The 387-nt window shown below is 40.3% G+C and carries 1 protein-coding gene; it reads right to left on the reverse strand.

The window, feature by feature from the left end; all coding sequences use genetic code 11:
- A partial coding sequence (locus tag KH400_RS22025) for an iron-containing alcohol dehydrogenase (protein ID WP_217228274.1) occupies positions 1-265 on the reverse strand: 265 nt, incomplete at its 3' end.
- Positions 266-387 lie beyond the last annotated feature (122 nt).

Below are 387 nucleotides of genomic sequence, written 5' to 3' on the forward strand. Positions count from 1 at the left end.
CATTTACTAAACGTACTGGTGGATTTGGAACGACTTTATCGAACAATACAACTTCAATGCCAGCCGCTTGAAGGCTTTCGACAACTGGATTTGCAACTCCTGCATTGTAAATTCCAGGGTCAGTTACAAGCAAGGCTTTTGATACACCAAGATTCTTTACTTCATCACCAACATGTTTAATCGAACCGATTCCGTGTTTGATTGCAGTTGGAACCTCAAAAGTGTGGAATTTCATCATGTGTTCTACTTTCATGTTTAAGCTCATTATATATTCCTCCTAGAATTAATAGATTGTTTAAGTGTAAACCAAAAAGGTCAAAAACCGACTTTGGAAAGTGGGGGTGGCTCCGCACGCTGCACGTCATTAGGAGAAGAGCACTCCTAATG

Origin of the sequence: Desertibacillus haloalkaliphilus, from assembly GCF_019039105.1 — a bacterium.
GTDB lineage: Bacteria > Bacillota > Bacilli > Bacillales > KJ1-10-99 > Desertibacillus > Desertibacillus haloalkaliphilus.